Origin of the sequence: Photobacterium rosenbergii (assembly GCF_003026455.1) — a bacterium.
Taxonomy (GTDB): domain Bacteria; phylum Pseudomonadota; class Gammaproteobacteria; order Enterobacterales; family Vibrionaceae; genus Photobacterium; species Photobacterium rosenbergii.
The window spans coordinates 353,321-378,515 of the sequence record NZ_PYMB01000002.1 but is presented as its reverse complement, the minus strand read 5'-3'; the positions used below and the strand labels follow the sequence as shown (position 1 = coordinate 378,515).

The following is a 25,195-nucleotide window of genomic DNA, read 5'->3' as shown; positions in this document are numbered from 1 at the left end:
GTCTCCCCGTAATGATAAAAGGCAGCCTAGTGGCTGCCTTTATTGTATTAGCTAAGTCGAGTTATAAGCGCAGCGACACTTTCAACCGTGTCTTCTGCTACCGCGATAAGTTCTTCTTTGGCGTTAGGTACAGCGAACCCTCGAAACGCTTCTAACATTGGAATATCGTTGTAATCGTCTCCAATGACCGTCACATTTGAACGAGAAATATTTGCATGCTGCATAACGAGTTCAAGCCCACTTGCTTTAGAGATCCCTTTGGGAACAATATTGATATAGTTAAGGTTTATGAATACCTCAACATCGGCTTTATGTTTGTCTAAAATCCGGCTTCGCACCGCGTTTGCTTGTTGTTGATCTTTAGCCAAACACCCGACCAATAGCACTTCATGCTCTAGAGACTGCTCGATACTTCTTGAGTAAATAGCTAAATTACGCTGATATACTTCTCTTGCAACAGGATCGTTCTGGCTCATCTCACGTTGAGTGAAATTACAGCCATCAAATCCATTCGATATGATGATTTCATCGTTAAATTCTTCACGAATATCATCGACTAGCGCAGAGGCTAATGATGACGAAAAAGCCTGTTTGAATATCACAGTATTATTATGATCTATGATGAGAGAACCATTTAGCGATACTAGATAATCAAATTGAACATCCTTATTTTGACGCTCATACAGCATACTTGCAGCATCTCGTCCTGTACTAATCGCAAAGATATTTCCGCGTTGTTGCCATTGAGACACCGCGGCAAGGTTTTCTGCTAACGCCTCTGGATTCGTTTTGTAAAAGAAGGTCTTGTCATAATCAGAAGCGAGTAACTTTGTCGTAGAAGCCATCAATGAGTCCAAATATTCGGGGGAAAATTAAATAACGAAGCTTGTTGGGATATTCTCACTACACTAGCATTTTCCACTATTTTCAAACAAGCTCAGTGTTTCTGAGTAATGCTACTAACAAGATCAATTATGCACCCCTTAGTCATACTTAATTGCCATATTGAGGTAATCATCTGGTGGCATATAATTCTTTAAAATCACAACAATACAGCAAAAATTATCAACCTCAGATCACAAAACACATCGATTTGCATTAACAATTCCGTTACCATGCCGACATTATAACTATTCTACTATCTGCGCTTGTTGAGGGATCCAATGAAGTTCAGCCATAAAATTGTCGCATCATCATCGGCAATACTATTGGTGGCACTCGCACTACTGTCAGCCAACCAATATTTCAATACTAAAAATCAAATCCAGTCTTTGGTTATGCAAAGCATGGAGGAAATCATTTCCGGCATGAGCAATACCGTCAATGCCGAACTGGAGAGCAAAAAGTCATTAGCGAGTTATACCGCCGGCTTAGTCACCAGTGATATGTCACTGGATCATATCCATTCCGTTATTGAGCAACCCACTATCAAAAATACTTTTTTGCTTACCGGTTTAGGATTCGAAAAAGATGGCAGCTTTACCAGCAACGATCCTAGTTGGGATCCGGGTGCATCTTGGGAGCCTCGAGCACGCCCTTGGTATATTGATAGCAAGCAAAAGCGAGACACCATTATCACCGCTCCTTACGCTGACTCTGTGACCAATGAGATTTTGGTCTCTATTGCGAGTCCGTTAATCGCTAATGGCCAGTTCGAGGGCGCGATCTTCTTTGATATGAGTCTGTCGGGTCTGGCCGAACTGGTTAACCAAGTTTCCTTATTCAACGCAGGATACCTGTTCATCGTGGACGCTAACGGCACAACTATCGCCCACCCCGATGCGCAGTATAACGGCAAGCCAATGACGAACTTTATAGGCAACCACCCTATTTCGTCTGACGCCGTTCACGCAGAACTAGACGGTCAGACCGTGACATTGTCATTTAGCCAAATTGCAGGTCAAGAGTGGTATATCGGCGCAGTACTTGATGAAAGTATTGCCTTTGCAGCCGTTAATGAATTACGTACCGATGCAATAATCTACTCACTTATAGCTTTGGTTGCAGGTATCATCGCCCTACTACTATTGATCAAGATACTGATGCGACCGCTTGCTGATCTAAATACTGCTATTCAAGATGTGGCTTCTGGTCAGGGTGATCTTACCCGCCGTCTTGAGACCAGCACCGATCAGGAGTTTGCCGAACTGGCTAAAGGCTTCAATGCATTTACTGAGAAACTACAAACCCTGATCCTACAATCTAAAGCTCTCAGTACCGATATTCTATTGGGTACTGAGCAAACGGCAGCAGGTGCGCAGCAGTCGGCTTCTGCCATGTCCAACCAACTCAAAGAGCTGGATCAACTGGCAACAGCGATGCACGAAATGGCGGCGACATCGGTAGAGGTTGCCAACAATGCCCAGGGCGCAGCAACAGCCGCACAACAGGCCGATGAAGCGGTACAAGATGGCGGCCGTATTGTCTCCCATACTGCCAATGCTATTTCTGACTTATCCGCACAAATTGATGAGGCTGTCGAAGTCGTCAGGCAGCTTGAGGTATCGACTGGCAACATTGAGTCGATCCTAAAAGTCATTAATGAAATTGCCGATCAAACCAACCTACTTGCCCTCAATGCTGCTATTGAAGCAGCACGTGCTGGCGAGTCAGGCCGTGGCTTTGCTGTTGTTGCAGATGAAGTACGTACCCTTGCGCAACGGACACAAGAGTCCACCACTGAAATCCGGCAGATGATTGAGCAACTGCAATCGGGGGCTAGTTCGGCAGCGAGTGTAATGGGTATGAGTAAAGAGACTGCCGCTTCTACCGTTGAGAAGTCACAAGAGGCAGACGATGCTCTAGTCAGGATCAGCGGGGCTATCCAGCAAATTAATGATATGAACCTACAAATTGCTTCGGCGGCTGAAGAGCAAAGTTTGGTGGCCGAGGAAATCAATAATAATACCCTAAACATCAAAGAGCTGAGCGTACAGGTTTCTGACGCTGCATCAGCTGCTGATCAGGCCCTTGAGGAGCAGATCGCCAAAGTGCGAGAGCAAGACTCAATCATGAACAAGTTCGTGGTTTAGCGCTTTTCAATTCCCTTACAAACGAATAAGGCAGCCAACTGGCTGCCTTATTTTCAAGTTGCGAATACCGCTTTATTGTAATCTCACCGGCACTTGCAACTCAGTCAAAAACTCATCGGGGTTATCTGTTTCGTGGATGTCGATTTTGTATAACTCTATCGCAGGGCCGTTCATCGTCAATCCATTTTCAGCCATATAAGCATTTACCCTGTCGTAGTGCCGCATGATATCTTTCATTTCATCATGTCCCCAGAAATCAAGACAAATATACTGTCCGCTTTCCAAAGTATGATCGCCATTATCATCTAAGATAAAGCTCTCACTATATATACCATATTTCCCGGCATCAAAATGTCGCTGAGAAATCCGTGCTCCGGCATTACCTAAACCGGTATAGCGTGTTTCCTCACCATACTTATCGGCTTCAATTTCCTTGTGCATTCGATCGACATCCCAGAAAGAGGAAACCTGTACCCTATTCACCCAGCACTTACGCTCAGGTAATGTTCGCAGTGTTATCTCCATATTACCCGGCGTTTGCTTGGTCGTAACTAAATGCTTCTGTCTTAACTGGAGATCTTGCTTCAACCCTTGCAGTTCGGCTTGCTGCTGCTCAATAGCTTCCAGTTGTAATTCAATCAACGACTCACTCTTGCCAAGCGTTCTATCTGTTAAATGGTCTTTGATATCCAGTAAACCAATATCCAAATGGCGCAAGGTGCGGATAACATTGAGTTTCCATATCTGGCGGTTGGAATAATATCGGTAACCATTGTCTTTAACAAATTCAGGCTCAAGCAGCCCAATTTTTTCATAGTGGCGCAATGTATCAACGCTGACATCATACAGCTTGCTGATTTGACCAATTCGATACAGTTTCATATGGATACTTACTTTTGTACACGTCTATTAATTCGCACAAACAATAGGACAGTAGAAAACGCAATTCTGTGCGAATCGCACAAACACCATAAAAAGCGTGTTAGACTGGACGTAACAAAGTTGGCTAACCAACATCTCCGTAAACTAAATCACTATGAGTATCCCTGACGAATATCAAACTCAACTCGCTAAGTACCTAGATCCCAAAAAGTATCCTGGCTTGACCAAGCTATTTCTTGAATCTGGCCGCATTACGACTTACCCAAAAGACAGCATCATTGTCGGGCAAAACGTTCCTATGACAGATATCTGTGTCATGCTGTCTGGTACTGTTGAGGTATCTTATGTTGATCAACAAGGAACCCTCTATACCATGGCTAAACTAGGAGCTGGAAACTGGCGTGGTGAAGTCGAATTTATGGAACCCGGATCGGTTGGTGTATATTCTGTGTCAATCACTGAAGTTACTGAGTTGCAATTAGCATACACAGCGATAAGACAAAGCAAGTTACCAAAAGCAGAATTATATGAGTTTCTCGCCAGAAACTTGGGGAAGAGAGTTAAACTAGCACACAGAGTCTATAAACAGCGGATAATTTACACTCTCGAAGAGCGTCTATTGGCGCAACTCAATACGTTAGCGGACTCATCGCGGTGCGTACAAATTACTCAGGAAAAGTTAGCTTCTTACATGGGTGCCAGCCGGTATCAAATCATCCGTTCATTGAAAAAGCTAGAAGCTAAAGGCCTTGTCACTCGAGAAAGCTACGGTGTATTAAAGCTATCGGAAAAGGAGCACCGTTAAATAATTAATATCACGCTGTGGGTGAACAATAGGGAGCTACACGAAAGTAACTCCCCGTAGGTTAATACAAGCTAAGTGAGCATATTACTCAGCGTATTCCAGTGAAGAGTGATGCAGCGCAATACGCAGTGCACCGGCATCATCTTTCACAAATTTCCACGTTTTATCTACGCTGGTCTGGTTGCCTTCACCATCAGTGAAATGAACCTTACCCATTGTGCTCGCACTGTTTCCAGTAATGAAGACACCCGCGTTTTCAATTTCACATGCCGTCCAGTTCTTTAGTGCAAAACCAGAATCTTGTGGGTAGGCTTCATCACCACCAACAAAGTACGACAGTGCGCCTTCTGGTGTGGTGCGGAAGGTTTGCGGATTAACCGTCAGGGTTGGTTTGAACAACACCGTTCCCATTTGGTATGCGTAGGCACCTTCGAGCACCTCTTGTGCCAAGGTTTTAGCCGCTTCATGCCCATTTTCTGTATAAGTCGTGCTGATATCTACCAATGCCTGACACCAACCATGCTGGGCAGCGAGCACCTCATCTTCTGTCACTGCCTGATTAACAACAACACTAGCAAAAGCAGAACTTGAAATAGAAAGCAATGCAAACGCCTTAATTACCGTTTTAATTTTCATGGTAGTTACCTATATAAATCTTTTGGAATAAAACCAAGAAATTAATAAATATGGATTATTAAAAACCTTAGTTTTAATGATGTTTAATGTGATTGTTTATCTGTCTCGTGAACTTAAACTACCCATATAAATTTAAAACGAATAGTAGAGTTGATAAATATTTCAGGAACTGTACAGAAACAGGGTTTAAACGGGCAAAGGTTGAACTTGAAAGTATCTAAGGGTTAGATTGCGAAACAAAACATCAACTTACACTTCAAAGTGTAAATTTCATGATGAAATTTTCACATTGTCAAAAAAGTGGACTTTTATTTATTCTATCACTTGACTCTGGAATGGTTCAAGAGATTAGACTGCCTACATTGCAGTTTTGCTTATTACTTATTTGAAGAGCGTTTAACTTCACCAAGTTATTTCATAGTTAATTTTATTTAATTATGACTCCGTGTCATCCAGTCACTATTATTGGTGTTTTTATTATCTTCATCTGTTGGCAAGTCAATAAGCCAAGTGTAATTTTCCATCACTTTTCCTAAGTATGTCACTGTAATGACTGATTTGCCCCATGTGTTACTCCTTTGCACTTGGGGCCTTTTTTTACTCACTCAACTATTATTCATATCAAAATATCGTTAACGCCCCCTCTGTTAGCCCTGATTACTGGCTACGCGCGGCAGCGTTATAATAAAACTTTACCGGACTTCCGCAGAACAAGTGATTTCTATTGTAGGACTCAACATAAGACATACATGACAATGCTTTGCGACCGCTTCTTGAGCTGCTAGTAATATATTAGATTCTGAAAAACCACTACCACCCACAACAAAATGAAGGTTAGCCGTTTTATATAAACGAGGTTCTGTTTCCGTTAATGTAAAAGTAACTTTATTCTCTAAACTTACTACTTCAAATCCTTGTTCTTGAAGCAACAAAACCACATCAGTCGCACTGCAAGAGCCTAATGCAGATAGTAAAACTTCTGTTGGACAGGGTGCTTGTTTACTCGTGGCATCAACATCAAAACCAAAGCCGTTTTCCGTAGTAACCTTAAAACGACAGTCCCCACTCCACTTCACATTAATGCTCATAGTTTCTCACTTGATTATTTTTACCGATTTTACATTCATCACATTATAACCTCCTCTATCTAATGGCATACTCCAAAACAAGAATTACCCTGCCCTTAGCCGTTGATCCATTCATTTACCCCTCATTACCCCCCTTTACCTAGCTTTACTTTCGGTTAACAAAACTTGAATAACCACCGAGTAATAATGGATATATACAATTCGGTGTCCGGTTACCGCCAGTACACCTCCATAACATATACAAAATATAGTGCTCAACAAGTAAAGGATTACCCCGATGAAAAGCAATCAACCGCAATCTACCCAAACCATTCTGTTCCACTGGATGACCGGACTCAGTTTTATCGCTACTTTTGCGATAGGCTTTTACTTGGTCGACCTACCCCGTAGCCCTGAAAAGTTTGAATTACTTGGTCTACACAAGTCTTTCGGGGTAGCGGTACTGGTTGTTGCCTTGTTAAGGGTAATTTGGCGATTGAAAGAAGGACCAATCCAAAGCGCAACTAAAGGCCCGGCATGGCAGGAGAAAGCAGCCACACTGGTTCACTATACCTTGCTCGTTAGCACCCTTTTGATGCCTATATCCGGCATTATTATGAGTGTCGGTGGCGGCCACCCCGTTGCCTTTTTCTCATTCGAACTGATTGCTGGCGGGGAAAAGACCGAGTGGCTCAATATCCTCGGCAAGAACCTGCATTTCTATGCTTCAAGAGTTGTTATGATCACCTTGGCCCTGCATGTGGCAGGCGCGCTCAAGCACCACTTTATTGACAAAGATATTACGCTGACCCGTATGATTCGTATCAAAAAGGAAAAAGGTACCCAGCACTCAGCGACACATCACTGAGGTTCGTACCTTACTTAAAGAAAAAGAGGCTGATTTCCAACAGCCTCTTTTAATACCTGTAACGGACATCAACCGGCAACTATAGCTTTCGACCTAGCCGTTTCTCTATCTGACGTTTCTCCCACTCAGCACCAAAGAAGTTGAATACCTCGAAAGCGCTCAAGCCATGTGACAGTATCCCTATCCCCCACCCCATTGCAGGCCACCAAGCCCAGATATAGCTCGGGTCGGTCAGAAAGTTAATCACGAACAGCATGGCAATCACCAATACATAGGTGATCAAGTGGGAGTAAAACCCTTTTATCTCCCTGACCTGTTCGATAACTTTCATTTCGTCTTGGGTGATTTGTGTATTTTCGCTTATGTGTGTTTGCTCGTTCATCGTTGGCTCTCCCTGAAGATCGGTAACTGATATCTCAAACACAGCAGCCAATGATTTTAGCGATTCCAACCCAGCCTTATGGCCCCTTTCGATACGCTGGATAGTCCGGACACTCAAACCGGATAATTCGGAGAGATGTTCCTGAGACCAACCTCGCTGTAGCCTTAGCTTTCTGACAATCATCGTAGAATCCTTTCTGCTGTTTGAATCAACCGTACTATTCTTCACGGTAATAAAGAACGACACCAACACGACAGGCACCTGACACCACTATTTTTCAATCACTTATATTAGATAATGTCATCAAAATGGCAGGTCGTTACGTTAGCTTCTGACGCTTGGTATTATTGTGCCAGCAATTATTTCTGTATACCTCATCAGGTATCCCATACTGGCTCACAACTTTCTTGGTAACTAGATGAAAAGAAAAGGGCCACTGGGTAATACCCAATGGCCCTTCGTTAACTAAGATTTTTGAGTTCGAGAAAATGCGCCGGTTAAACCGTTGTCTTCACTGGCTCTGCATCTCCATCAGTTTGCTCTGAAGATACTTTACCGTGGAATTTCTTCTCCCAGAAATCAGCATTCTTGATACCAAGCTTAACAGGGTCGAATGTAAATTCTGTCACGCCAGCTTTCTGCTGTTCTTCGTAATCTTTCAGCGCTTTGAGTGCTGGCTTCGATAGGAAGAAGATGATCAAGATACCCACAATGTTCAGCCATGCCATCAGGCCAACACCCACATCACCCATCGCCCAAGCAAGGTTGGCTGTCTTCACTGTTCCGTAGAACACAGCAACCGTTAGGATGACTTTCAGCACGAACATCATACCCGGGACTTTCACTGTACGGCGGATGTAAGCAATGTTGGTTTCTGCAATGTAGTAGTAAGCAAGGATGGTAGTAAAGGCAAAGAAGAACAGTGCAAAGGCAATGAACGGTTTACCGATACCAGGCATTGCGCTTTCAATCGCCATCTGGGTAAAGACTGGGCCGTTAGCGCCAATGTCTGCCGCTAGGTTCTGGACCAAGAACGCACCTTCTGCACCACCGTGTACGTTGTAAGCACCAGTGATAAGAATCATGAACGCAGTAGCAGAACAAACTAGCAGTGTATCGATGTAGATTGAGAAAGACTGTACCAGACCCTGTTGCGCCGGGTGCTGTACATCAGCAGCCGCTGCAGCGTGAGGACCTGTACCCTGACCCGCTTCGTTAGAGTAAACACCACGTTTCACACCCCAACCAATTGCAGCACCAACACCTGCCATTGGCGTGAAGGCATCACCGACAATCATCATGAAGATGCTTGGCACCATGTTGATATTAAGTAGGATGATAATGAAAGCAATAACGATGTAGGCTAGCGCCATGAATGGAACAACAACCTGAGTGAAGCTCGCAATACGCTTAACACCACCGAAGATGATGAAGGCTAGGATAATTGAAACGAAAGTACCGGTTACAATTTTCGCTAGGCTGATTGTACCAATAGTGGTTTCAATCATCTGACCAGGGCCAAATGCTGCTTCAACCGCGTTACCGATACTGTTTGACTGGACACCAGGAAGAAGCACACCACAGGCAAAGATGGTCGCAATCGCGAAGATCCACGCGTACCACTTCTGGCCCATCGCTTTTTCGATGTAGTAAGCTGGACCACCACGGAACTGACCGTCTTCATCTTCTTCTTTGTAAATCTGAGCCAGAGCCGACTCGCTGTATGCCGTTGCCGCGCCAAGGAAAGCTACAACCCACATCCAGAATACCGCACCAGGACCACCGAAGCCGATTGCCGCAGCAACACCTGCAATGTTACCTGTACCAACACGCCCAGAAAGGGAAACGGCTAATGCCTGGAAAGAGGAAATACCCTGAGCGGAACTTTTACCGGATAACAGTAGGCGCCACATTTCACGGAAGTGACGAAGCTGAACAAAACGAGTGGTAATGGAGTAAAACAGACCTGCGCCCAGGCACAGATAAATCAGCACCGGGCTCCAAATTATTCCATTAAGAAAATCTACTAACGACTGCATTAAAAAACTCCCTGTATGATTGGTTAATGCTTCGTCAGTATAATAATCACATTGTAACCCTATTGTTAAATATTTTATTTCATCATGCAATTTAGCGTGATCTACAGCTCATAAAATGGAGAGTATCGCCATACGGCAGAGAAAGCTCCTACCAGTTAGCGTGATCTGGGTCGATTTATCTAATTCCATTGCTACGGAAATGTTATTTTGCTGTTTAAAAACCAAGCAAACAAACCCAAAAATTCCCGTTTGCTCACAATTTTACGCTGCCGCCTAACCTCATTTCGACTTACGCCAACTCGGTTTTGAAAAGGCATTGAATATGAAATATGAACTTAATTGAATGCAAAAACCAAAGAAAAAACCAGCACTTATCATGCTGGTCAATTGTATTAAAGGCTATCCACTACCCAGTAGCAACTATGTACCAAATCACGTTGCTAAGCCCAAGCAGGATCAGATGTAAAGCTAACATTAATCCAATGCTTGCTCTTGAGCGTGTCAGCAACCTTAGCAATATCACTGCGAATCGTGTCCATATCTTTAACAGTAAGCGCATCATTAGGTGGCATTATAAAGTTGAGTTCAATGTTCAGCTCCCTGCCTATTGAGACCATCCTCAACTTGTAGGTGGCATTGAGTCTTTGTGCATACTCGGCGGCAACAATCTCTATCGGAATTCGGAGTTCGTTGTTGGTTTTCACCAGCATCATTTCCTTACCGGCGGCCAGCATGCTTTTCAGCGGCAAAAAGATAAACAGGTTTGAGGCAACCAGTACCATCACCGGGTCGGCATAATCGACAAACACGCCCCATTGGGTATTTTTCAGCAAGAGTGCTGCAGTAAATCCTGCCAGCACACCAAGGCTGAGCAGCAAGTCGCCTACCCATTGGTTCTTCTCAGCCTCTAAAATAGCAGAGCCTATTTGCCTATTTCGCTCCCTCAACAAGAAGGCAATAATTGCACAGCCAACTGTGCTGATACCGGCATATAAAATAGCGGGGCCGGGATCAACTGGTGCGCCCCCCGATATAATGTCCGATACTGCGCCTGCCGATGAGTAGGCACACATTCCTATCAAGGTAAGCGACTTGAACACTATCAGCATGGGCTCGAAATGGGCTTTGCCGAACGGAAACTTAGAATTAACCGATTCCGATGATTGTGCAACTAGCTTTAAAACAATAAGAGATAGGCCGCTGAGGCCGACGCTGATCAGGGAATAAGTACCATCAAAGGTGATCATGCTGGAGTCAGCCAATATTCCCCATACAATACCAAACACAGAAAAGAAGAAGGTCACTGCAATGGATATGATAATTAATCTTTGTTCCTGCATATGAATCTATGCCTTAAGCCTGTTAGGCATTAATAGTTATAATCAACCAATATCGGCAATTTGACTTCATGTAGTGCCAGCCAAGAACGAATTTTTGATTTTGCTTTTGGGATAATTTGATAACTGGAAAACAGCTGACCACATGAGCCTTTATCACTGGTGCCCGTTTCTCTTGCCGTCAACAGACCTTTGCTTATCAATGCCTTTAACACAGACTCTTCGATCGTGTAGATACCCAGTGTATTTTTATAGCAAGGTAATTCTTCAAAGTTTAAATCAGATAACCAGACACCTATATTCTCATCAACCACATAAGCAGCTTCGCCTTGGTGATATTCCAATGCATATAGAGAAATGATTGCAGAAAGCTCTTCTTCTGTTAAAGACGAGATACAAGCCTTGTAATAATCTTTTGACATTTTAAATAATAGCCACAATAAACCGCTAAATGGGTCTAATGTGGCTACCCTTATTTCAAACAATATAAATCAATATGAAGTTAACAACTAAAGCCGATACTTAGTCGAATGTGTAATACAAAGTGGCGCCTGCTCCACCTAAGTAATTCAACGTTTGCGCCGCTTCCCCATGGACAAGCTCGATATCAGCACCAGCCTGCACCCCTTTGATCAGTAACGGGTCAAACTCATCACTTTCGATCGGGTACGGAATATATAGCGTTTTTACCTGACCCAAAGACAGCGCTTCGAGAACGGCCTCTTTACCCACTGCCGCCCTTCCGCATGTTTCGCGGCGAATGATAAGTTGCTTCATTTTATACACGTCTTCCAACGACTCGTATTCCTCAGCAATCATCTTCACCGTTTCTAGGATCTGGCTATGAGTCGCTTCGAACGGGATAGGCTCAATAGAAACAACCTTATCCGATACAGTGTGGTGCAATGCATGGCTAACACTGTTAGCAATCTTCAAATTACCGCCAAATACAATGCGATCGAATTCACTGGTTTCCAAGAAATATGCATTGATCTCTTCGGCAGCCTCACGGATCACACGGCGCTCGGCATCAAGTGCTCGTCTTTCGGAAGCCTGAGTACGTGCCTTACGGCCACCTGGCCTTAGGAAGACACCGGCATCAATACCTGACTCCAATACTCCCTCTTCCAACTCTGCCGGCAAATCAACAGAGAGAATCCGATGCTCAGTCTCAGAGAAAAGGATAACGAGATACTTTCCGTAACGATGAAGAAGAGAGAGTAGCTGCTTTACCTGTGGGATACCGTAGTATGCCTTGGTCTGCACAGGCAATGGCAACTGCACCACAAAGTCTTCTTCAAAGTCGGTGAAAATTGCAATAGAACGCCCTTTCAAGTCCAAAGACTCGACCTTGTCGATAATCCGGTTTTCGACAGCTTTCCAAGTTAGTTCCGAGTCGATTTCAGTGAGAATATCATCACCGTATTTCTCAGCTAGCTCGCTAAGCTGGTTTCTAACTTCGATAAGCCAAGCAGGACGCTCTTTGTGGTTAGCTGGGTTCTTCATATCAATATTGATATACAGAGATAGCATGTCTGAATCCTGAGCTTTTCTAGTACTAATGTAGTTATTCAGAACATCAAAAATATCTTGGATATTGTTCTTCATTGTTAGTCTCTCTAAATCGCAATGTAATTAAAGCAAGCTGATTTGGGGGGTACAAATAGCCACTTACTTTATGGCGAGGTAGTTACCTCTCAAATTTCGGTGATCATGATAAAGTCTCGAATGACACGAGAGTCAACAAGCAAAAAAACCGACAAGTGTTACATAATATTTCAAAGGGAAAGTAAAGTTATCAAAACGGCAAAATAAACAATCAAAACCACTTCTAACAAACAGTGATATTCAATTTTGAATATCTCAATTTCCTTCACTTTGAAATTATTCCACTTAGCATTATCGACATCAGTCCGATAGACAACGATACAAAATATCGATTAAAAGTGATTTTTTTGCAGATGCACAAATTTCGCTTCTATTTTATTTGTCTTTTTTTTATTTTTAATTTCTTTGATTATTATCTGTTTTCAATAAATTTGAGGTCCCATGGCTTATGTTATTGTTTTAGGCACCGTATTCACACTTACGTTGTTAGCTAGAAATCACATTATGACAAACAGGAAAATTAAAGATTTTGTTTTTGATATCGAACAAAATCACTTATTCGGCAAGTTCTGTCCGGACACAACAACTTATAATGCTTTCAAAACCAAAGACGAGCATGTTTATACTGTTATCGGCTATCAGCAAATTGAAGAAAGTGCCTATATTGCAGAGGTTTGCCTAGCTAGCCAATCACTGAAAAGGTTATCAACAATTACCAACGAAACGGCCTTAAATGTCATTGGTAACGCTAGTATCCATCAGCTATGTCAATTTTGGAAAAGTGATTTTTTTGATCACGTTGTTCGATTAAATATGATCCAAATTGAAAATAGCTCACCGAAACATTTTGCTATTGGCAATTAATACCTTAACGGCAAGCTGAAACCATTACTAAAACTTGATGGCCTCAAATGAATACTGATATAGATACGCCTCTTTATTCAAGACACCACATTGATATTCAGTCTATACGCTTCCTAGATTTAGATGACCAACAACAAATTGAGTACCTTGTCACGGGAGACATTGAACACGTCATCAACGTTTTACAGCACTGTCCTCATGGTCAGGTACAGCATTTAATCGAGCAATTAGAGTTAATTGGTCATAGCAAACGTGCCAGACATATCGCGGTTCAATTGGGAATTATTCTGTCCGAGGCTGAAACCAACCGTGATTACCTTACGACCTCTGTAAGCGAGCACGTACTACAGCGAATAGGATGGATTGTCACCCTTGCCCTGCTGGGGATCGTCTCTGGATTAATTATTGCCCAGTATGAAGACACGCTGAGCCAACTTGTATTGCTCGCTGTTTATATGCCAGTTATTGCCGCAGCAGGCGGCAACACAGGCTCTCAAGCCGCTACGCTTGTCATCCGGGCGCTGGCAACCGGTGAGGTACAACAAAAGCAGTGGTTACGGGTCGCCCTGAAGGAATTTAGGGTCGGTCTCGTGTTGGCTATTGCGGTAGCTTCAGTGGTTGTCGTACGCATTTTGATTTTCAGCGATGTTACCAGTCTTGGCGACTTTTATATCTCGGATATCGCGCTGGCTATAGCAATGGCCTTATTTATCCAAATAGTCTTGTCGACAACACTTGGTGGCGTACTTCCAATTATTGCAAGGGTGTTCAAACTCGACCCTGCAGTACTGGTAAGCCCTATGCTTGCTTCGATTGTCGATATTTCGGGGATGTGGATCTATTTCTCGGTGGTCAATGCCATCTTGGGTATTAGTTAATTCCGCAACCTTAAAGTCTTTATTACCTTGGTGCTACTTTGCCGGAGCTTCTCAGGCATTGCAGCACTGCTACACCCACACTTATCAATAAGTAAAACACATGAAGAAAAATACTTGCTCTCAACGTAACCACTCGAATGGGAGACAATTACATGATTACTAAATGGTTTTCTGTCAAGAGTTCTGATTCTCTGGAGATCCTTGAAAGTAGTAAAGAAACTGGCCTTTCAAGCTCTGAAGCTCAATCGCGCTTAGAGCGTTACGGTCCGAATGAAATATCTGATAAGCAGGCAACACCTGGGTGGAAGATATATTTAGAGCAATATAAAAACCCTCTGGTCTTTATTCTTGCTATTGGTGCCATTGTTTCATGGGTTACCGGGCATTTTATTGATGCTATCGCCATCGCCGTGATTATCCTCATCAATACCGGTATTTCTTTCTGGCAGGAATTCAAAGCCCAGAAAGGCATGGAAGCCCTCAAAGATATGGCCGCGCCAAAGGCTGAGGTTTTTCGCGATAGCCAATGGATCAGTGTGGCAGCAAAAGAGCTAGTGCCTGGTGATATCATCAAGATCAATACCGGTGATATTTTACCTGCTGATGTCAGATTGCTTGAGGCAAACCGCCTATCTATCGATGAAGCAGCCCTCACCGGTGAATCGGAACCTGTCAATAAAACGATAGAAGCTATCGATGACCCGTCTGTTGGTATTGGCGACCAGAAAAACATGGGTTTTATGACCACCATTGTCACCACAGGTACTGGTCTTGGTCTGGTTACTGCCACGGGTATGGATACTGAGGTCGGTCATATCGCTGATATGATGAACCAAACCGAAGAAACCAAATCACCGATGCAGGCCCGTATGGATACGCTTGCGATGATGCTGCTGTTCGTTGGCCTCGGTGTTGTAGCCCTTGTTTGTGGTATCGGTTTGTACCACGGTATGCCATGGCTGGATATCCTGACAACCGGTATTTCCTTGTCTGTTGCCGCTATTCCTGAAGGCCTGCCTACGGTGGTGACTATCGTATTGACGATGGGTTCTACCAAAATGGTGAAAAACAACGCCCTTGCCAAGCAACTATCGGCGATTGAAACACTGGGTTCGACAACGGTTATCTGTTCGGATAAAACCGGTACCCTGACCCAGAACCAGATGCAGGTCATGAAGGCTTACGATGTATCTGGCCGCTATTGGAACGTGTCTGGTAAAGGCTTTGCTCCAAAAGGCGAGTTTATCCCTGATGGCCATAAGCTGAATGTGGCTGACAGCCCTGCTATGATCAAAGGCCTGATGATTGCAACGCTGTGTAACGATGCCGAGTACATCAATGCCGAAGGTAACTGGACAGTCCGTGGTAACCCTACAGAGGGTGCACTGATTGTGGCGGCAGCCAAAGCCGGCCTGAAACAATCTGAGCTGCTTGAATCATCCGGTTATAAGATCGTCAAGAAGTTCCCATTTGACTCTGCCCGTAAGATGGCATCAGTTATCGTTCGTGACCCAGAAGGTAACCACTTCTTGGCACTTAAGGGCGCACCGGATGTTGTCCTGAACAAGTCAGCCAACTTCATGACTGACAAAGGTTACATCCCGCTAGCTCCGACTACATCAGAAGGAAACCTAGGGTATGACCTAAGTGCTTCTATGGAAATCAAAGCTGACTTCCAGCAGGCTATTGCCCAATTTGGTAGCGAAGCCCTTCGTACCCTGGCTGTCGGCTTCCGTGAACTGTCAAAAGCTGAACTGGAACTCGATTACCCAGAGCTTGAGAAAGACATCAATATCCTTGGTATCTATGGCATTATGGATCCACCGCGTCCGGAAGTCCGCGATGCTGTAGAACAGTGTTACCAGGCCGGTGTTCGTACCGTGATGATCACTGGCGACCATGCTGCAACCGCTGCAGCTATTGCCCGCGATATCGGTATTATCCGTAGCGAAAAGGACAGGGTTGTAACAGGCGCAGAGCTTGACCAACTCGATGACAAAGAGCTGCAACAGATCTGTCCTCAGGTTGCTGTTTTTGCCCGAGTGACTCCTGAGCACAAACTACGTATCGTAAAAGCGCAGCAAGAAAACAACGAGGTTGCCTCGATGACAGGTGATGGTGTAAATGACGCCCCCGCCCTTCGCCGTGCTGATATTGGTGTTGCCATGGGTATTACCGGTACGTCTGTTGCCAAAGATTCGGGTGACCTAATCCTACTGGATGATAACTTCAGCACCATCGTTAAAGCCGTCCGCCAAGGACGTCAGATTTTCGATAACCTACGTAAGTTTATCCGCCAGGCATTGACCGCCAACGTTGGCGAAGTATCGGTTATCCTGTTTGCGTTCTTGTTGATGGGGCCAGATGCTATTTTGCCACTGACACCGCTGATGATCCTTTGGGTCAATCTGGTTTCAGATGGTCTTCCAGCCCTTGCCCTAGGTGTTGAACCGGAAGAGAAAGACCTTATGGAAAGGAAGCCGCGCAAGCGTAACCAGGGCTTCTTCTCCGAAGGACTTGGTCACCGCATCGTAACTCGCGGCCTCGCACTTGGCGCACTTAGTTACGCAGGCTTTGCGATGGCACTAAATGCGGGATACAGCGCCTACTATGCACAAACAGTTGCCTTCCTGACGTTGATTTTCTCGCAGTTGTGGCACCTGTTCGATAGCCGTACTTTCACCACGGTGTTCCGCAAGAACCCGTTTACCAATAAGTACCTGCTGTTGGCTATCGCCGTATCCGGTGGCTTGTCGCTAGCATTGGTGTATAGCCCATTTGGCGAACTGGTATTCCACACCCGTCCATTGGAATTTGGCCACTTGATGATGATTGTTGCTGCTTCGGGGGGGATGACTTTCATCCTGTCAGCCATCAAAGAGCTAACCAAGACCAAGCTTCTGTAAAGAAGATGAGTTAAAGAAAATAAACTAAAGACCGCAGCATCTTTGCTGCGGTTTTTCTCTTAAAACTTAGCGGGATAGACAACCACTAGCTACTGAAAGTGGCTATGATTTCCGCTATTGTTAATAACAGTAAAACGATTTCAATAACTTCAAGGCTATTTATGGAACCTCGCCTAGACGAACTTAACCTCAACTTGATGCGTCTACTTAAAGCACTGGTAGAGAAAAAAAGCACCAAACTTGCTGCTGAACAACTAGGTATGTCCCAGGCAACAGCAAGCCGAGGACTAGCAAGCCTTAAAGAAGTATTTGGTGAAATGCTCTTTGTTCGCAAGGCCCATGGCATCGAACCATCAGCAATGGCAATCAAACTGGCAGCCGTTGTTGATGATATGCTCAGCCCAATTCAGGACGTTCTGGAGGACTTTGCCGAGTTTTCTAGTGATGATTTCAACGGCAACATTTCCATTGTGGCTGATTCGGTCTACTACGAAGAACAAGGGGCCAAACTGATATCCCAACTCTATAAGGCGCTGCCTAATGCCTCATTTTCTTTTTTCAACTGGGATGAAAGCAGCCAGGAGGAAATGCTCAGCGGCAAATTTGATTATTGCATTGTCGATAACGAGATGGAGTTAGGACAAGACATCTACCTCAAACCGCTGTTTAGCGAAAAAACAGTACTGATTGCTAGGGAGAACCATCCTATCCTGAGCTTAAGTTACGACTGGGATGAAATAGCTGATCTTCCATTGGTGATCCTGCCACCTCCGGTACAGAATACCCCACTAACAAGTATCGAAGTCGAGTATTTACGCAGGGATCTTACTCCCCATGTTCTGTTGCGCTCTTACAATATTCAGGCCGCTTGCCAATTGGTATCAGAAACTGATGCGATTATGTTCTCGAGCATTAGCACGGCGAACAACTTTAAGGGGGTAACCCATTATCCGGCCCCTCCGTTGAGCCACCAGTTCAATGAGTTTACCATCTATGGCGGCTACCTTCAGACTAACCGAAATCACCCGCTATATCGTTATTTGCACAACACTATCTCAGCTATTTTCAATTCATAAGCAATTGATATACAGAGACTCTACCGAATTTTTTACCTGCTTATACCAACAGCTCCATTTGACTCTCGCACCATTCAAGACTCTACAATTTTGCTTACTTTGCAGTGTTAGCTGCCAACAGTAACGGATCGTTTTGAATAGGTTTAACTATGGCGTTTGATGAGCCGAGCAATTATGCCCTTGTGGTTCAAGGGGGAGGACAAAAAGGCAGTTTTGCCGCTGGTGTGCTTGACCAGTTTATGAAATATAACTTCAATCCATTTTCATTTTATGTCGGTACATCAGCCGGTGCACTGAATATTTCTCCTTATGTCACAGGGCAAAGCGGCTTTGGGCTGAACTTTATTTTAAATTTCACGACCAAGTCCCGCTTTTTCAACCTCAAGCAGTTTATCAAGCGTAAACAACAGATGGATCTTGACTGGGCATTTAAGGCCATGATGGAGACCAAAGACAGCTTGCAAATTGAAAAAGGCAAACAAAAGCTTAAATCGAGAGAAGCATTAGCTTGTTTGACTGATGCAGAATCACTTGAAGACGCCTACTACCCTATTTTTACCGACAATTGGTACAACGTACTTCGAGCAACCTGTGCCATTCCAATCCTGTACCAACAACAAGTCGAAATAGATGGGAAAACATGGATAGACGGTGCGATTGCTGCCAACACTCCTGTTATTAAAGCATATAAAAATGGATACAAGCGTATCGTGGTCATTCAAACCTCGCCGCTGGAAAGTGATAACAAGCAACTTAACGAAAAGCAAATACTCCATTCTCGAAAACTATTGCAAGAGAGCCTTGAACATATCCACTGCCAACATCTATATAAGAAGCGAAGGCAGCAGGCAAAATACTTTGAACGCAGGCTTGAAGGAATTATCGACCAAAGAATAAAAGCTTTATCAGGTTCGCAGAACGGGGCCGATAGCGAGCAAAAAGAGAAACAGAGTTGGGGAACGTACCTTGAAGATACACTTCACCTAGTCTCGATTCATGCCAAACGGTTTGGTTTCGACCCTTCCAATACCAAAGCGCTGGAGTTACTCGTGACCTTATTCGATAACCAGGCCATTGTAGATGACTTTTTAGATTCACCACCTGAAGATAGCTTTATTTATCGCATTGCGCCCAAGCGCCGTTTGAAAAGCAAAACCTTGCTGAGTAGCCGTAATGATATCTTGGAAGATTACTCCCACGGTAAAATGTGCGCGACTGAGTTTTTGGCTGACTATATTCCACAAGTCTATTCATAAAGACGATGAAAAGGCACGCTGATCGCGTGCCTTTCACTCGAGTATTTCATATGGTCTAAAGGTTGAAGCTGTAATTCAAACCTAGGGTAAAAATATTTGCCGAGCGGTCGTCAGGTTCTTGTCCTCTTGGGTATGTGAAACTACCCCTAGAGTCACCTTTGGCTTTGGTATAATGCCACTCAGCAACCGCTGCCAGGTTCGGTAATATGTCGTACCTTGTTCCCAAACTAAAGCTATCTGAGTGCTCCTTACTACCTTCTTCGCCCCCGGTCCGTTTGCCATAAACAACATATGGCGTCCAATCATCATAGTGATAAAGAACAGAAAGGTACCCACCCCAATAGCTATCTTTGCTTGTCGTCCCCTCGAAAACAAACGTAAAGTCATCCCAGTCATACTTAAGACCATAAGACCAAGTTTTACTGTCTATCGGCACCGTTCGTTTACCGAACCTAATCGGCACATCAAACTCATTCACCTCCAGTGGCACATCATCTACGGTGGTAATATCGAGCCTAGCTTCAAAATAGTTGAGATAGACGCTCCAAACATCGCTTTCTAGATCCAGCCGCAAACCATACAGTTCTTTTAAGTCAACATCGTAATAAGTATTGTTGATTTCATTATCATCAATTGACGTTTTAAATGCGGCATAAGGTTGTACCTGAAGCAGCAAACTATCATTGAGCACCCAGGTGTAATAACCATCGATACCATCATAGCGGGTGAAACCGCCAGTAGTATCGTACACCTCAGCAGGAAGCCTTACCCAAGGGTAAGCTTGGTTAACAAACACGACTTGGGAATACATAAACGTCGGTGAACGTAATCGCCCTGCACGTATTTTCAAGTCAGCAATAGGTTCAACGGAAATATAGGCCCACTCCAGATCAGGATCACTAAAGTTATCAGAAGGACGTTTAACAAGTTGTGCCGATGCGTGAAGCCAATCTGTTGGGAAAATATCAGCTTGTAAACCCACTATCGTGTCGCAATCAAAACACCAGTCATCGGTAATATTGCGAGTGTAATAATATGGCGTGTCATTATCACTTTTGGCAGCTGCTACCGATGCAAACCCGGAGAAAGCTAACCAATCAGGTAGCTCAACCGCTTTTACCGCTAAAGAAGAGAGCAGCAATAACGCAGTACTAATGTATTTCAAGCAGTACATTGAGCCCCCCTATTTCGCTGATAGGCAAATACCCAATGGCTGATGGCTTTTGTTCTAACCACTGATGCACCAACTCAATATCGTCTGACTTCATCTCGGTTGGTGGTTTCGCTCTGCCAGAGAAAGCTATCGATGACCAAATCCTTTTCATCTGCCCCTCACTCTTCCTTAAGATTTTCTGATAAAACTCCTTTCTGTATTCACTACCAGAAGGGAAGTCGATTAATTCTATTTTTCCAATCCCTGGAATAGTGTGAACCTTGCCAGAAAACAGCAGTTTTGCTTTGGTTTTGGTAAGTTTTTCTGCGGGTGGTGTCGGTGTTGATGTGACAATGGCATAACTTTCCGCCAACGTTGTTGGAGAAAAAACGACAAAAAATAAAAAAAGACAACCAAACGTTCTTTGCAGTAAAAATGTCACATTACACGCCCCTGATATTTCCTATAGAAATATCGTAGGCAGGATAAATTCAGCTAATAAACAATTTATTATTTGATTTTGATGCAAGTCACATAATATCTATCATTTATTTTATCAATTGTTATTTGACTTTTATTTGACAGCTAATTCGCCAATATTTTGAACCATCTAAAGCATTATTTCGCTTTTTATTTTATAAAAAAAGACGCTGAACTTCAGCGTCTTAATACTATCTTTTCTTCTTAGAAACCTAATTAAACATCATAGGTTGTTGAAGAAATATCACCGCCGGTACCCGTCCAGTTGGTGTGGTAAAACTCGCCACGTGGTTTATCAGTGCGCTCATAAGTGTGGGCACCAAAGTAGTCACGCTGTGCCTGAAGCATATTTGCTGGCAGGCGGGCAGTCGTGTAACCGTTCAGGAAGGTAAGCGCTGAAGACATACAAGGCATAGGTAGACCGGTCTCAAATGACTTAGCGACTACTTTACGCCATGCTGGTAGGCAACCTTCTAGGATATCCTTGAAGTAATTATCAAGACCGAGGAAAGCAAGCTCAGGGTTAGCTTCAAAAGCGTCACGAATATTACCCAAGAATGCACTGCGGATAATACAACCGCCACGCCACATCAGGGCAACGTTACCGTAGTTCAGATCCCAGTTGTTAGATTCTGATGCTTCGCGGATCAACATAAAGCCTTGAGCGTAAGAGATGATCTTAGACGCTAGCAGTGCCTGACGCAGTGCATCCAACCACTGTGCTTTATCACCTTCAACCGCAGTGATTGGGTTGTTGAACAAAGAAGCGGCATGTTCACGCTGCTCTTTCAGTGATGATAGGCAACGGGCAAATACAGAATCAGTGATCAGCGTTAGCGGAATACCGTGGTCAAGTGCATTGATACCAGTCCACTTACCTGTGCCTTTTTGGCCAGCAGTATCAAGGATCTTCTCAACCAGTGGCTCACCGTCTTCATCACGGTAGCCTAGGATGTCTGCTGTGATTTCAATCAAGTAGCTGTCTAGCTCAGTCTTGTTCCACTCAGCAAAAGTCGCCTGCATCTCATCATGTGACATGCCAAGGCCCTCTTTCATGAAGTGGTAAGCTTCACTGATCAGCTGCATGTCACCGTATTCGATACCGTTGTGAACCATCTTCACAAAGTGGCCTGCACCTTCTTTACCAACCCAGTCACAGCACGCTTCACCTTTGTCGGTTTTCGCAGCAATCGCCTGGAAGATTGGCTTAACATGTGGCCATGCTTCAGGATCACCACCTGGCATAATAGATGGCCCGAAACGCGCACCTTCTTCACCACCAGATACACCAGCACCCACATAACGGATACCTTTCTCACGTAGTTCAGCCACGCGGCGGTTGGTGTCTGGGTAGTTAGTGTTACCACCATCAATGATGATATCGCCTTCGTCCAGCAGTGGGACTAGGTTGTCGATGAACTGATCAACAACCGCACCAGCACGAACCATCAACATCACCTTACGTGGTGATTCTAGTTTGCTAACCAGATCTTCAAGAGAAGTCGCACCGACAATGTTGGTGTCTTTAGCCGGACCCTGCAAAAATTCATCAACTTTCGCCACAGTACGGTTGTAAGCAACCACTTTAAATCCGTTATCGTTCATGTTTAGGATCAGGTTCTGACCCATCACGGCCAAACCGATAACACCAATATCAGCTTTCATTTACTTCTCTCCTTATGCCAGCTCTTTGGCTGCTTCTGAATCTAAATACCACTCGGTTGTACCAGCCTTTGAGCTGACTTTAGCTGCAGGGTATGCCTCTGCAGCCGGTGCATTGTCGGCGATCTGTTTGATCACAGCCGATTTACTTGCACCTAGAACCAAGTAAGTAATACGTTTAGCGTTTGCCAGCAGGTGCGCGGTTTTTGTCACGCGGATCTGGCGAGTGTCTGGATGTGCAGCGATAGCTGCAATTTCTGTTGTGTCGTAGTCTGTTTGCCCCGGGAACAGTGAAGCAGTATGACCATCTGTTCCCATACCCAACAAGATCCAATCGAATTCAGGTAACCCATCTTTTTCAGGGATTTCTGCAATCATCTCTTGGGCAAAGCGAATCGCTTCCATCGCGGCAAACTCTTCACCGCGAATACGGTGGATATTCTCAGCAGGGATTGCAATATGATCGAATAACAAGGCTTTAGCCTGACCATAATTACTCTGCTCGTCTTCCGGTGCAACACAACGTTCGTCGCCCCACCAGAAGTGGAGGTTCTGCCACTGGATAGACTTGGCAAACTCAGAGCCCGCCAAATAAGCGAACAGCTGAGACGGAGTGCTACCACCGGACAGTGAGATATGAACTGGTCGCCCAAGCTCACTGTATTCCTTTAGGCCGTTAGCCAAGGCATGAACAACCTGATCGGCATTTTCAAATACGTGGTAATTCATGAGACTTATAGCTCGCAGTAGTCGGTATTTGTCAGGTTCTTACAAGGGAAGCGCCATTCGCGATCGTCGCGTGACAATAGCTCATCGGCTTCTTTCGGCCCCCAAGTACCTGCCGCGTAACCGTATAGGTGCTCTGGATTTTCCTTGTAGTCCAAAATCGGCTGAACAAACTGCCAGCAAGCTTTCACCGCATCGGTACGTGCAAACAAGGTTGCATCACCTTTCATTGAATCTAGCAGCAATCGCTCATAAGCTGTCAGCATATGGGTCTCTTCCAAACTCTCGTAATGGAAGTCCATGCTCACTTCTTTGGCTTCAAAACCCGCCCCCGGTTGCTTAAGACCGAAGCTCATCAAGATGCCTTCATCTGGCTGAATACGAATGATGAGTTTATTCTCAGGCGCGTTAGCACCAAACACAGGGTGAGGCGTCTTCTTGAAATGAATAACCACTTCAGTCACGCGGGTTGGCAAGCGTTTACCAGTACGCACATAGAATGGCACACCGTTCCAGCGCCAGTTGTCGATAAACATCTTCAAACCAACATAGGTTTCAGTTCGCGAATCTTCTGCCACGCCCGGTTCTTCGCGATAACCTTTAAGGTGGGAACCACGTACATCCGATTCTGTGTACTGGCCCAATACAAGGTTGTTCTGCAGGTCTTTTTCAGATAGCGGTTGAAGGCTCTTAAATACCTTCATGACTTCGTCACGCATTGAGTCGGCATTAATAGCAGCCGGCGGCTCCATACCTACCATTGCCAAAACTTGCAACAAGTGGTTCTGGAACATATCACGAACGGCACCCGCACCATCGTAATATCCACCACGCTCTTCAACACCAAGGAATTCAGCTGCCGTGATTTCAACGTAATCAATAAAATTACGGTTCCAAAGCGGCTCGAACATACCATTGGCAAAACGGAACACCAGTAGGTTCTGGACAGTCTCTTTACCTAGGTAGTGGTCGATGCGGTAGATTTGGTGTTCTTGGAAATGGGCGTGTAAATCTTTATCTAACTGCTCGGCAGTTGCCAAGTCATAGCCGAATGGTTTTTCGACAATCAGGCGTTTCCAGCCGTTTTCTTCACTGTTGAGGCCATGAGCGGCAAGGCACTCTGGAATAACACTGTAGAGGCTCGGCGGTGTCGCCAAATAGAAGGTCGTATTACCGTTGGTTTGATACTTCTGTTCAATGTCATCCAAACGAGATTTCAGTTTGGCGTAATCTTCTACATTCTTGGTATCAATAGCTTGGTAGTGAAGGCGTTGACAGAAAGCATCAAGCACCTGAGGGTCAACTTTTTCGTTGGCTGTCAGCGAATCTTTCAATTTCTGCTGGAACTCATCATCAGAATAGTGAGTTCGGCTTACCCCCAAAATAGCGAATTCTTCAGACAGCAATCCATTCGCGAATAGGTGGTAGAAGGCTGGGATCAACTTACGATGGGTCAGGTCACCCGACGCCCCGAAGATGACGATACAATTATTTTCAGGCTTAACCATAATGCTTTCCCACTCGCCTGAATCCATCAG

22 protein-coding genes are annotated in these 25,195 nt (G+C 44.5%); 8 read left to right on the top strand and 14 right to left on the bottom strand.

All coding sequences use genetic code 11. The features are described 5' to 3' along the window. Positions 1–47: 47 nt before the first annotated feature. The gene (locus C9J01_RS08705) at positions 48–845 is read right to left on the bottom strand and encodes an HAD-IIB family hydrolase (protein WP_107297746.1); all 798 of its coding nucleotides are present in this window, start codon (positions 843–845) and stop codon (positions 48–50) included. A gap of 318 nt (positions 846–1,163) precedes the next feature. Between C9J01_RS08705 and C9J01_RS08700 the strand changes: the two genes are divergently transcribed. Continuing rightward, positions 1,164–3,032, top strand: a complete 1,869-nt coding sequence (locus C9J01_RS08700; protein ID WP_107297745.1) for a methyl-accepting chemotaxis protein — start codon at positions 1,164–1,166, stop codon at positions 3,030–3,032. 72 nt (positions 3,033–3,104) lie between these two features. Here the strand turns inward: C9J01_RS08700 and C9J01_RS08695 are convergent, their stop codons facing one another. Further along, on the bottom strand, positions 3,105–3,914 hold the full coding sequence (locus C9J01_RS08695) for a MerR family transcriptional regulator (RefSeq protein WP_107297744.1): 810 nt from the start codon (positions 3,912–3,914) through the stop codon (positions 3,105–3,107). 154 nt (positions 3,915–4,068) lie between these two features. Between C9J01_RS08695 and C9J01_RS08690 the strand changes: the two genes are divergently transcribed. Continuing rightward, on the top strand, positions 4,069–4,719 hold the full coding sequence (locus tag C9J01_RS08690; protein ID WP_107297743.1) for a Crp/Fnr family transcriptional regulator: 651 nt from the start codon (positions 4,069–4,071) through the stop codon (positions 4,717–4,719). A gap of 84 nt (positions 4,720–4,803) precedes the next feature. Here the strand turns inward: C9J01_RS08690 and C9J01_RS08685 are convergent, their stop codons facing one another. Further along, positions 4,804–5,355: a hypothetical protein gene (locus C9J01_RS08685; RefSeq protein ID WP_107297742.1), complete on the bottom strand. Its 552-nt coding sequence runs from the start codon at positions 5,353–5,355 to the stop codon at positions 4,804–4,806. A gap of 692 nt (positions 5,356–6,047) precedes the next feature. Next, positions 6,048–6,443 carry an OsmC family protein gene (locus tag C9J01_RS08680; protein ID WP_107297741.1) on the bottom strand — a complete coding sequence of 132 codons (396 nt, stop codon included), beginning with the start codon at positions 6,441–6,443 and terminating at the stop codon, positions 6,048–6,050. Positions 6,444–6,720: 277 nt separating this feature from the next. Between C9J01_RS08680 and C9J01_RS08675 the strand changes: the two genes are divergently transcribed. Next, entirely contained in the window at positions 6,721–7,290 is a 570-nt protein-coding gene (locus C9J01_RS08675) for a cytochrome b (RefSeq protein WP_107297740.1), read from the top strand. A 79-nt stretch (positions 7,291–7,369) separates the two neighbouring features. Here C9J01_RS08675 and C9J01_RS08670 read toward each other — a convergent pair whose 3' ends face one another. The 5 genes from C9J01_RS08670 to C9J01_RS08650 form a co-directional block, all read right to left on the bottom strand. Further along, positions 7,370–7,855 carry a 2TM domain-containing protein gene (locus C9J01_RS08670; protein WP_107297739.1) on the bottom strand — a complete coding sequence of 162 codons (486 nt, stop codon included), beginning with the start codon at positions 7,853–7,855 and terminating at the stop codon, positions 7,370–7,372. A 314-nt stretch (positions 7,856–8,169) separates the two neighbouring features. Next, positions 8,170–9,711, bottom strand: coding sequence for an alanine/glycine:cation symporter family protein (locus tag C9J01_RS08665; protein WP_107297738.1), 1,542 nt, complete (start codon positions 9,709–9,711; stop codon positions 8,170–8,172). A gap of 440 nt (positions 9,712–10,151) precedes the next feature. Continuing rightward, entirely contained in the window at positions 10,152–11,051 is a 900-nt protein-coding gene (locus tag C9J01_RS08660) for a cation diffusion facilitator family transporter (protein ID WP_107297737.1), read from the bottom strand. A 29-nt stretch (positions 11,052–11,080) separates the two neighbouring features. Beyond that, a complete protein-coding gene (locus C9J01_RS08655) occupies positions 11,081–11,470 on the bottom strand; it encodes a hypothetical protein (protein WP_107297736.1) in 390 nt (129 codons plus the stop codon). Between the two features lie 100 nt (positions 11,471–11,570). Next, complete coding sequence (locus C9J01_RS08650; protein WP_107297735.1) at positions 11,571–12,656, bottom strand: baeRF10 domain-containing protein; 1,086 nt, start codon at positions 12,654–12,656, stop codon at positions 11,571–11,573. Positions 12,657–13,097: 441 nt separating this feature from the next. Here C9J01_RS08650 and C9J01_RS08645 point away from each other — a divergent pair, with 441 nt between their 5' ends. From C9J01_RS08645 to C9J01_RS08625, 5 genes are all read left to right on the top strand, one after another. Then, complete coding sequence (locus C9J01_RS08645) at positions 13,098–13,520, top strand: hypothetical protein (RefSeq protein WP_146157070.1); 423 nt, start codon at positions 13,098–13,100, stop codon at positions 13,518–13,520. A gap of 47 nt (positions 13,521–13,567) precedes the next feature. Further along, positions 13,568–14,398 carry a magnesium transporter gene (locus tag C9J01_RS08640; RefSeq protein ID WP_107297733.1) on the top strand — a complete coding sequence of 277 codons (831 nt, stop codon included), beginning with the start codon at positions 13,568–13,570 and terminating at the stop codon, positions 14,396–14,398. 152 nt (positions 14,399–14,550) lie between these two features. Then, a complete protein-coding gene (locus tag C9J01_RS08635) occupies positions 14,551–17,304 on the top strand; it encodes a cation-translocating P-type ATPase (RefSeq protein ID WP_107297732.1) in 2,754 nt (917 codons plus the stop codon). Between the two features lie 161 nt (positions 17,305–17,465). After that, on the top strand, positions 17,466–18,380 hold the full coding sequence (locus tag C9J01_RS08630; RefSeq protein WP_107297731.1) for a LysR family transcriptional regulator: 915 nt from the start codon (positions 17,466–17,468) through the stop codon (positions 18,378–18,380). A 149-nt stretch (positions 18,381–18,529) separates the two neighbouring features. After that, positions 18,530–19,636, top strand: a complete 1,107-nt coding sequence (locus tag C9J01_RS08625; protein ID WP_107297730.1) for a patatin-like phospholipase family protein — start codon at positions 18,530–18,532, stop codon at positions 19,634–19,636. Between the two features lie 55 nt (positions 19,637–19,691). On the opposite strand, the gene C9J01_RS08620 is transcribed toward C9J01_RS08625, so the two are convergent. The 5 genes from C9J01_RS08620 to zwf form a co-directional block, all read right to left on the bottom strand. Next, positions 19,692–20,810 (bottom strand): porin family protein, encoded by a 1,119-nt coding sequence (locus tag C9J01_RS08620; RefSeq protein ID WP_107297729.1) that lies wholly within the window; start codon positions 20,808–20,810, stop codon positions 19,692–19,694. Further along, positions 20,788–21,231, bottom strand: coding sequence for a hypothetical protein (locus C9J01_RS08615; RefSeq protein WP_107297728.1), 444 nt, complete (start codon positions 21,229–21,231; stop codon positions 20,788–20,790). The genes C9J01_RS08620 and C9J01_RS08615 overlap by 23 nt, the downstream gene beginning before the upstream one ends. Before the next feature lie 254 nt (positions 21,232–21,485). Beyond that, positions 21,486–22,934: a decarboxylating NADP(+)-dependent phosphogluconate dehydrogenase gene (gnd, locus tag C9J01_RS08610; RefSeq protein WP_107297727.1), complete on the bottom strand. Its 1,449-nt coding sequence runs from the start codon at positions 22,932–22,934 to the stop codon at positions 21,486–21,488. 12 nt (positions 22,935–22,946) lie between these two features. Next, the gene (gene pgl / locus C9J01_RS08605) at positions 22,947–23,660 is read right to left on the bottom strand and encodes a 6-phosphogluconolactonase (RefSeq protein WP_170114893.1); all 714 of its coding nucleotides are present in this window, start codon (positions 23,658–23,660) and stop codon (positions 22,947–22,949) included. Positions 23,661–23,665: 5 nt separating this feature from the next. Then, a complete protein-coding gene (gene zwf / locus C9J01_RS08600) occupies positions 23,666–25,165 on the bottom strand; it encodes a glucose-6-phosphate dehydrogenase (RefSeq protein ID WP_107297954.1) in 1,500 nt (499 codons plus the stop codon). Positions 25,166–25,195: the final 30 nt, after the last annotated feature.

Bases quoted from the DNA above. Each gene is read 5' to 3' on its own strand.
- C9J01_RS08680 (WP_107297741.1), bottom strand. From the start codon at position 6,443: ATGAGCATTAATGTGAAGTGGAGTGGGGACTGTCGTTTTAAGGTTACT.
- zwf (WP_107297954.1), bottom strand. From the start codon at position 25,165: ATGGTTAAGCCTGAAAATAATTGTATCGTCATCTTCGGGGCGTCGGGT.
- gnd (WP_107297727.1), bottom strand. From the start codon at position 22,934: ATGAAAGCTGATATTGGTGTTATCGGTTTGGCCGTGATGGGTCAGAAC.
- C9J01_RS08665 (WP_107297738.1), bottom strand. From the start codon at position 9,711: ATGCAGTCGTTAGTAGATTTTCTTAATGGAATAATTTGGAGCCCGGTG.
- C9J01_RS08660 (WP_107297737.1), bottom strand. From the start codon at position 11,051: ATGCAGGAACAAAGATTAATTATCATATCCATTGCAGTGACCTTCTTC.
- C9J01_RS08695 (WP_107297744.1), bottom strand. From the start codon at position 3,914: ATGAAACTGTATCGAATTGGTCAAATCAGCAAGCTGTATGATGTCAGC.
- C9J01_RS08675 (WP_107297740.1), top strand. From the start codon at position 6,721: ATGAAAAGCAATCAACCGCAATCTACCCAAACCATTCTGTTCCACTGG.
- C9J01_RS08670 (WP_107297739.1), bottom strand. From the start codon at position 7,855: ATGATTGTCAGAAAGCTAAGGCTACAGCGAGGTTGGTCTCAGGAACAT.
- C9J01_RS08655 (WP_107297736.1), bottom strand. From the start codon at position 11,470: ATGTCAAAAGATTATTACAAGGCTTGTATCTCGTCTTTAACAGAAGAA.
- C9J01_RS08690 (WP_107297743.1), top strand. From the start codon at position 4,069: ATGAGTATCCCTGACGAATATCAAACTCAACTCGCTAAGTACCTAGAT.
- C9J01_RS08640 (WP_107297733.1), top strand. From the start codon at position 13,568: ATGAATACTGATATAGATACGCCTCTTTATTCAAGACACCACATTGAT.
- C9J01_RS08700 (WP_107297745.1), top strand. From the start codon at position 1,164: ATGAAGTTCAGCCATAAAATTGTCGCATCATCATCGGCAATACTATTG.
- C9J01_RS08620 (WP_107297729.1), bottom strand. From the start codon at position 20,810: ATGTACTGCTTGAAATACATTAGTACTGCGTTATTGCTGCTCTCTTCT.
- pgl (WP_170114893.1), bottom strand. From the start codon at position 23,660: ATGAATTACCACGTATTTGAAAATGCCGATCAGGTTGTTCATGCCTTG.
- C9J01_RS08635 (WP_107297732.1), top strand. From the start codon at position 14,551: ATGATTACTAAATGGTTTTCTGTCAAGAGTTCTGATTCTCTGGAGATC.
- C9J01_RS08625 (WP_107297730.1), top strand. From the start codon at position 18,530: ATGGCGTTTGATGAGCCGAGCAATTATGCCCTTGTGGTTCAAGGGGGA.
- C9J01_RS08645 (WP_146157070.1), top strand. From the start codon at position 13,098: ATGGCTTATGTTATTGTTTTAGGCACCGTATTCACACTTACGTTGTTA.
- C9J01_RS08630 (WP_107297731.1), top strand. From the start codon at position 17,466: ATGGAACCTCGCCTAGACGAACTTAACCTCAACTTGATGCGTCTACTT.
- C9J01_RS08705 (WP_107297746.1), bottom strand. From the start codon at position 845: ATGGCTTCTACGACAAAGTTACTCGCTTCTGATTATGACAAGACCTTC.
- C9J01_RS08650 (WP_107297735.1), bottom strand. From the start codon at position 12,656: ATGAAGAACAATATCCAAGATATTTTTGATGTTCTGAATAACTACATT.
- C9J01_RS08685 (WP_107297742.1), bottom strand. From the start codon at position 5,355: ATGAAAATTAAAACGGTAATTAAGGCGTTTGCATTGCTTTCTATTTCA.